Origin of the sequence: Leisingera sp. MMG026, assembly GCF_021654205.1 — a bacterium.
Taxonomy (GTDB): domain Bacteria; phylum Pseudomonadota; class Alphaproteobacteria; order Rhodobacterales; family Rhodobacteraceae; genus Leisingera.
The window spans coordinates 38,964-45,550 of the sequence record NZ_JAKFZM010000034.1 but is presented as its reverse complement, the minus strand read 5'-3'; the positions used below and the strand labels follow the sequence as shown (position 1 = coordinate 45,550).

At 61.5% G+C, this 6,587-nt stretch carries 10 protein-coding genes; 1 reads left to right on the top strand and 9 read right to left on the bottom strand.

Going from position 1 to position 6,587, the window contains the following annotated elements:
- The 9 genes from L1069_RS17335 to L1069_RS17295 all read right to left on the bottom strand — a co-directional run.
- Window positions 1-417 (bottom strand): phage tail protein I (locus L1069_RS17335; RefSeq protein WP_237456527.1); only part of this gene is annotated, 417 nt, incomplete at its 3' end.
- Window positions 410-1,333: a baseplate J/gp47 family protein gene (locus tag L1069_RS17330; RefSeq protein WP_237456526.1), complete on the bottom strand. Its 924-nt coding sequence runs from the start codon at window positions 1,331-1,333 to the stop codon at window positions 410-412. The genes L1069_RS17330 and L1069_RS17335, both read right to left, overlap by 8 nt.
- Window positions 1,330-1,677: a GPW/gp25 family protein gene (locus L1069_RS17325; protein ID WP_237456525.1), complete on the bottom strand. Its 348-nt coding sequence runs from the start codon at window positions 1,675-1,677 to the stop codon at window positions 1,330-1,332. Before L1069_RS17325 ends, L1069_RS17330 begins: the two co-directional genes overlap by 4 nt.
- Before the next feature lie 2 nt (window positions 1,678-1,679).
- Window positions 1,680-1,970, bottom strand: coding sequence for a PAAR domain-containing protein (locus L1069_RS17320; RefSeq protein WP_237456524.1), 291 nt, complete (start codon window positions 1,968-1,970; stop codon window positions 1,680-1,682).
- Window positions 1,970-2,353: a phage baseplate assembly protein V gene (locus L1069_RS17315; RefSeq protein WP_237456523.1), complete on the bottom strand. Its 384-nt coding sequence runs from the start codon at window positions 2,351-2,353 to the stop codon at window positions 1,970-1,972. The genes L1069_RS17320 and L1069_RS17315 overlap by 1 nt, the downstream gene beginning before the upstream one ends.
- Window positions 2,350-2,844, bottom strand: coding sequence for a hypothetical protein (locus L1069_RS17310; RefSeq protein ID WP_237456522.1), 495 nt, complete (start codon window positions 2,842-2,844; stop codon window positions 2,350-2,352). The genes L1069_RS17315 and L1069_RS17310 overlap by 4 nt, the downstream gene beginning before the upstream one ends.
- 9 nt (window positions 2,845-2,853) lie before the next feature.
- On the bottom strand, window positions 2,854-3,276 hold the full coding sequence (locus tag L1069_RS17305) for a hypothetical protein (protein ID WP_237456521.1): 423 nt from the start codon (window positions 3,274-3,276) through the stop codon (window positions 2,854-2,856).
- Window positions 3,277-3,279: 3 nt separating this feature from the next.
- Entirely contained in the window at window positions 3,280-4,224 is a 945-nt protein-coding gene (locus L1069_RS17300) for a P2 family phage major capsid protein (protein ID WP_237456520.1), read from the bottom strand.
- A complete protein-coding gene (locus L1069_RS17295) occupies window positions 4,221-5,168 on the bottom strand; it encodes an XkdF-like putative serine protease domain-containing protein (RefSeq protein ID WP_237456519.1) in 948 nt (315 codons plus the stop codon). Before L1069_RS17295 ends, L1069_RS17300 begins: the two co-directional genes overlap by 4 nt.
- Window positions 5,169-5,324: 156 nt before the next feature.
- Between L1069_RS17295 and L1069_RS17290 the strand changes: the two genes are divergently transcribed.
- Window positions 5,325-6,581 (top strand): phage portal protein, encoded by a 1,257-nt coding sequence (locus tag L1069_RS17290; protein WP_237456518.1) that lies wholly within the window; start codon window positions 5,325-5,327, stop codon window positions 6,579-6,581.
- Window positions 6,582-6,587 lie beyond the last annotated feature (6 nt).

The window sequence follows — 6,587 nt, the reverse complement described above, 5'->3', positions numbered from 1 at the left end:
AACGGTCTGCAAAAGCTTGGTATTCAGCGCATGGCCTGCCGCAACAACCTCATCACCATAGGCATCCAGGCGGAACGTGTGCCCTGCGCCGCCTTCCTCCCAACCCTCAACCAGGTCAATGCGGAACCCAAGCGCGGACAGCGCCATCTCCACCGAATTGCGCGTGCCTTTAAGCCGGTGAACCTCCAGGGAAACCCGGATGATCTCACGCTTGTAGGCTTCGGAATACCAATTCTCCCATTCTTCAACGGAAAAGGCCCAAGCCAGCCAGGGGAGGAGTTCTGCCGGGCAGGTATCCGCATTCCACAGGGTGTGGATGGGGGCCTGAATGCCCAGCACCCGCTCAGCCATGACGGTTTCAAGGATGTGCGCAGTGCTGTTGGCGTTAGGGGGCAGAAGCGTCGGCAGATCAGACATCGCGCCCTCCCACTGTCAGGGTGATGCCAGTGCAGAAAGCGGCTGCGTCTGCCGCAATGACCAGGTTTGCGGCGGGCTGTGTCAGCGTCACATCCTGGACGCCGGGCTGGTAAAGCGCGGCGTAAAGCCCGGCAATGCTGATGTCATGGCCAAGGCGGTGGTGTTCGTCCAAAAATGCCACCAGCGCATCCTGCGCCGCCTGGCGCACCAGATCTGCATCCGGGCCATCGTACAGCGTCAGTTCAGCCTCAACGGGAAACTCCTGGATCGCGGCGGCTTCCACCATCACCTGATCAGTGAGCGGACGGCGCGGCTGGGTGGCCTCTTCCACCGCTGCCAGCAAAGCCGCATCCGGTGCGCCATTGCCTTCGGTCGAAAGCACGATAATGCGCACCTCGCCTGGCGTGGCGGTTTCGAGCACCGCAACGTCTTTGACCTGCGGGGCGGCAGACAAGGCCCAGAAGATGTAGGAACCGCGTGATCCGGCAGTTGTGAACCCCTCCGGCGCGAGCTGAACGCGGGCACGCAGGCGGCTGTCATCTTCAAGGGTTTCAGGCAGAGGCGGGTTCGCTGCTGGATCAGCCGCTTGAACCACCTGGCGGGAAACCCCGTAGAAGGCCGCCATATGGTCAAGGACTGCACCGGATGCAAACGCCAGCAAGTTGCCCTGGCCCGCATCCTGCACAGCAGAGCGGAGCAGCACCTCGCGGAAACTATCCTCCTGCAGAAGCATCACAAGCGGCTCACTTTCCAGCTCCAATGCAGCCCGCAGCTCCGCAACGTATTCCGGCGTGCCGGACTGTTCGGCAAGCTCAATCAGCCGCGCTTTGCGTGCTTCGAAAATGGTTTCAAAATCCGGCTGTTCGATGATCTGCGGCGCCGGAAGCCGGTCAAGCTTGATTGCTGTGAAGCTCATAGCTCAATCCCTTCCAGCGTGACCGGGCGTCCGTTGGGCAGGTAAATGCCCTCAATCGCCAGGCTGACAGTGTGCTGCGCATCGCTGCTGGGTTCGACAAAGACCCGCTGCACCTCAAGGCGCGGTTCCCACTTGCGCAGGGCTTCGACTGTTGCCGCAAACATGCGCATCTTGAGCGATTGCGTGATGTTCTTGTCCACCAGCTCAGGCAGGCGGGAACCGAAATCCCGGCGCATGACGCGGCTGCCGATGGGTGTGGTCAGGATCGTCTCAACCGATTGGCGCAGATGCGCGATGCCTGAAAGGCGGCGTCCGGTGGCGATGTCCATGCCTGCAAAGCTCATGATCAGCCCCCCGCAAACACGGTTGATGCGCCAGTAGCGGCGGCAGACCCGCAATCCACGGGGTCGCCGATCCGGCCCAGTTGCTTGCCATTGGCAAACACCGTGCCCGATCCACTGGCCAGAGCGCCGCCGTGCGGTACACAGATACCGCAGCCATGGGGTGCCCAAGCATCACCTTGGCGGTGAACGCCCAGGCCTTCGGCAAAGACATTGCCGCTGGCACCCGTTGCCGCGCGCGGCGGGAAACAGCCATGGCCGGTGCATTGATCGGTTATGCGGGTCACTGCGGGCATCAGTTCAGATCAATCCTTGCGGCTTGGATGGTGACATTGCCCTCGGCAACCAGTTGGATGTTGCCGGTTGAATGGATTTTCAGATCATTGGCAGCGGGGTGAGCCGGGCTTTCTCCGTTGGCCAGGGCGCAGAGGATGAACCCCTCCTGTGCATCGCCTGAGATCGTGGCGTAACCAACTTCCTCGCCGACGGTGTAGGGCCAGGTCTGCTCAGCCCCAAAGGCCCGCATCATGCCCATGCGCAGCCAGCCGGTAACCAGATCGCCATCTTTGACGCGTGCGGTGTAATCTTCCAGGCGTACCTCAACGATCTTGCCCATACCGATGACGCTGCTTAGGCGGCGCTCATTTGCATTCTGATCCTGGCGGGGATTGCTGCTCATGCCGCGTCTCCCAGGATCAGCCGTTCCTCAAGCCCATCCCGCAGCTTTGCATCGGGGCGGCCCGGATCTGGTGCGTAAAGGCAGATTTCGCCGGAAACATCGAACCGCAGTGCACCAATCACCGCTTGATCGCGCACGGTGTCGCGCAAGTCCTTGAACACCAGGCGGGCCTTGGGCCAAGCCTCACCTTCGGCAACTGCGGTCTGTCCCGGATCAGGCAGGCGCACAAAGACCGGATCTCCAGCAAGCGAAACCGCCAGCAGCTCGGGCAAAGAACTATCAACATCTCCGGTGCGCAGCTCAGCGCGCAGCACCCCGTCAAAACTTGCCTTGCGCTGCCAATCCCCCTTGTAACCGCTGGCGGATTTGAAGTTCAGGTTTTCCACCATGACCAGCACTGCGCTGGTGTCCCAGGCAGTTTCGAGCGCTTCGGGGAAAGCCTCTTGCATACGGGCTTGCAGGGCTTTTGCAGCTTCTGAACGCAGTCGCATGTGCAGTCCTCAAATCGACATTAGCGAGGTTATGCCAAGGCTCACCTGGTCTGTGGCGGGTTCGCCGTCCTCGGCGGGGGTGAGCACCGCCACCAGCTCCTCAAAGCGGGTGGTCAGGGTGTTCACCTGCTCCTCGACCTCCTCAGGGGTCAAAAAGCGATATTCTACAGAGCCTTCCAGGCGCCCCACCTTGGCAGCGCCGCTCAGCGCAAAGGTGTTGAGCCAGGGAAAGACGCTGGCAAGGGCGCACACGGTGAGCGCCTCGGCCCATTCCTGGTCCAGCCCTTCAGGCGCAGCCGCCACCCCTGTTGCACGCACCAGATCGCGCGCAGCGATGCCAAGGTGTTTGGCAATCAGAGCCTCGGGCACCTCCGAGGGGAGGTTTGCATAGGCCCGGATCTCTGCGGGTGTGACGGCTGCGGCCTCAGTCATGAATTAGGCGCCTTCACCCAGAACCGCGAACTGCTTCACCGCGATCTCGAAATCGAACGCCATGTCGAATGTGTATTCCAGTGCGCGGCGGCGCTGGTGATAGGCGCGGTTACGGTCAATCGTGGTGTGCAACCCGTGCACCAGGTTCTTGAGCGGGGTGAACATCACGGAACCGCGCGGCATGTCCGGGTGCGCTTCGATGAGCTTGCCCTTGAAACGGCGGGCCGGGCTGGCGGTCTGGACTTCATGGCCAGTTACAGGCGCATTAATCTCCTCGGCGTATTCATCGGCATCCGCTTCGTTCATCACGAAAGCTGACATCGAGCGCGCCCGGTCATCCTGTGCGTCCAGAATGGTCTTCAGCGATGCCACCCAGCCATCGGTGGCCGGATCAATGACTTTTTTGGGCGTCTTGTCGGCTTCCCGCGCGATCTGGAGCCAGCCTTTGTTCAGCCGGATAAACTTGGCCGCACGGTCAGCACCAGCGCCGTCGTCGGCCACACCGTTGAAGCCCAGATCAACGATGTCATTGCCCAGCCGGGTGTTGAAACCTTTCTCAACCTCTTTCTGGAGGTTCGGGTTGTCTTTGTTTTCCCGCAGGAAATCCAAGGTCAGCGAGGCGAAAAGCTGTGCGTCCAGGGCGGTCAACTTGCACCCGAACTCGCCCGCGCCGGTCAGATCATCATCAGCCGGTTCCTGCCCTTGGGCCACGCGCACAAGCTGGCGGCGCAGGATGTCCATCACGTCCACATCGCGGGTCAGCTTGGACATCCGGATGGTGGTGACTTTGGCCAGGAAGCTGTCCGCAAAAAGCATCGAAATGAGTTTAGCCGCGCCCTGGGGCGTCAGGCCACCGCCGTTGCGCAGATCTTCCGGCTCAATCAGGCCCTTGGACAGAGCCACAAAATCATGCCCGCGCCAGCCGGATTTCAAGGTGATGACGCTCATGCGAAGCTCTCCTCGGTGGTGCCCGTTACCGGGTCGGTTTCGGTTGCACCCTTGGCCAGCGCCTTGGTCACGGCATCCTCAATCTGAGTGCCGATGGCCTTGGTCAGCGCTGTGTCAGGGCCTGCCGCTTTCGGCTCGATGCCATGCGCTTTGAGCGCGGCGGCAACGGCCTTTTCGATGTCGGTCTGCTCAGCCTGCACCGGCTCAATGCCGTGGGCCTTGAGCGCAGCAGCGACGGCCTTTTCAACGTCGGCCTGCTGCTGCGGTGACTCGGGGGCTTTACTCAGACCAGCGGTCTTGAGGGCATCAGCCACGGCGGGGCCAACCTCCGAGCGCACGATCCCGCGCACTTGGTTCTCATCCATTTCAGTCTCCTCGGTAGGGTCTTGGGGTGTGTTCTTGCCTGTCAGCGCACGCAGCAGAGCTTTCACCAGGCCTGTCTCTGCATCCTTTTCGGTGTAGCTGGTGCGCGGCTCATCCGGCTGCACACGGGCAATCCCGGCCAGGGAAATGCCGGTCAGCTCACCGGATTTGAGCTGTTTCCAAAGATCGGGATCGCCGATCTGGATGCCCACGGCCCAGGCGCCCTCTGGTTCATCCGGGAACAGGGCATCATCTTTGCGCACCAGCCAGCTTTCAGCCACAAAGGCCATCTCAGCGGTGAAGGAATGTTCGGTGTCGATGTTCTTGAGGCGGCCTTCGCGCATGAACTCGGTGGCAGCGCGGCGGATGGTGTCTGCATCTGCGGTGTCACCGTGCGCATCTTCCTGATCGGGCGCATAGACAACACCGTAGGCACGCATCATGTCGTCATTCTTCACCACCAGATCAAAGGCGGCAGCGCGTTCGCCAGGCTTGGTGGATTTGAGGGTCAGCCCCTTGCCCGTCGCGGGTGCTGCGACCAGCGAAAGGAAGCTGACGGAAAGGTCTTTAAGCTGGGCCAAGGGGCTGTCTCCGGCAGGTTTCGATTATCTCTGAAAACAGTCTTGCCCGATTAGAAATCATCGTGAAAGATGGGTGCGGTTGAGAGTGTCAGAACCTTGACAATCAATGGCTTAGGGGAATATCGCCGCCGCTGATCGGCCTGTATCTCTCATCTCATGAGCACAGATACAGCCCCCCAGAATGACGCCGATGCCGTCACCATCACCGTCCAGAAGTCGGATGTTGAAAGCCTGCTATCCAGCCGGTCCGAGGCTGGTCTGGATGGCGAGTTCCTCTGGCCGATTGAGCCGCGCAACCTGGCGCTTTTGTACCGCGCCAGCGCCGAACATGGCCGCGCAATTCAGATCAAGGCGGAAAGCGCATTCGGCGGTGGACTGATTGGTGGCGCCGACCGGATTGAGGATCTGTGCGAAACCGGCGCGGCTGAGATGTTCACGCTGCTGGGTTTGGATCTGGAAACCTATGCCAACGCCTTCCTGCAAAAGATCCGCTCCAGCGACGGGGAACGGATCATCGGCCTGCGCCGACTGCCTGCGATCTCCATGTGCCGCTATCGGGCCGGGTTCATGCAGCGTGTTGGCCTGCCTAATGGCCAGACACGCAAAATCACTTTCACCGCCGATGAGATCATTCATTTGCGCGAACCCTGCCCGATGGGGCGGCGCTACGCCTTGCCCACCTGGATCGGGGCCGAGGGCATGCTGGAGCTGGCCTATGCTGCCACCCGCTACAACGCCTCATTCTTCAAAAACAACGCGATCCCGGAATACGCCATCACCTTCAAGGGCGCGACCCCGACAGCAGCACAGAAGGATGCGGTACGGGAATTCTTCCGCAATGATTTCCAGGGCATGGACAACGCCCACCGCACCCTGATCCTGACCGCTGGCGAGGATTGCGAGATTGAGATCAAAAAGCTCACCTCCGATGTCAAAGACGGGGATTTCCTCAAGCTGATCGACGCCGCGCGAGACCGCATGCCGGTAGCGCATGGCGTGCCGCCGCGCATGCTGGGCATCATGACCGCTGGTCAGCTTGGCGGCGGCGGCGAGGTGTCGGGCCAGCTTTTCACCTTCGAGCACCTGACCCTCAAGCCCAAACGCCGCCGCATGCTGGACCAGATCCGCCCGGTGCTGCGGGAACTGGGCTTGAAACCCGGTGACACGGATAAGCCCCTGGGGCCGAATGAAGTTCTGTTCCGTCCGCTGGATCTGACCCCGCCCAAGGATGACGCCGAGGATCTGCCCGGACTGGTCACGTCAGGCATCCTCACGCCGGAGGAAGCCAAGGCGCTGCTGCCGCACCAGGGCAATGCATCGCAGGGCGGCTCGGCGGCCCCGACAGGGCCGGTAGAGCGCAGCGCACCCGCTAATCCGATTGACACGCTTGCCGCCCTCCTGGCGCGGCTCTGAGGGGCT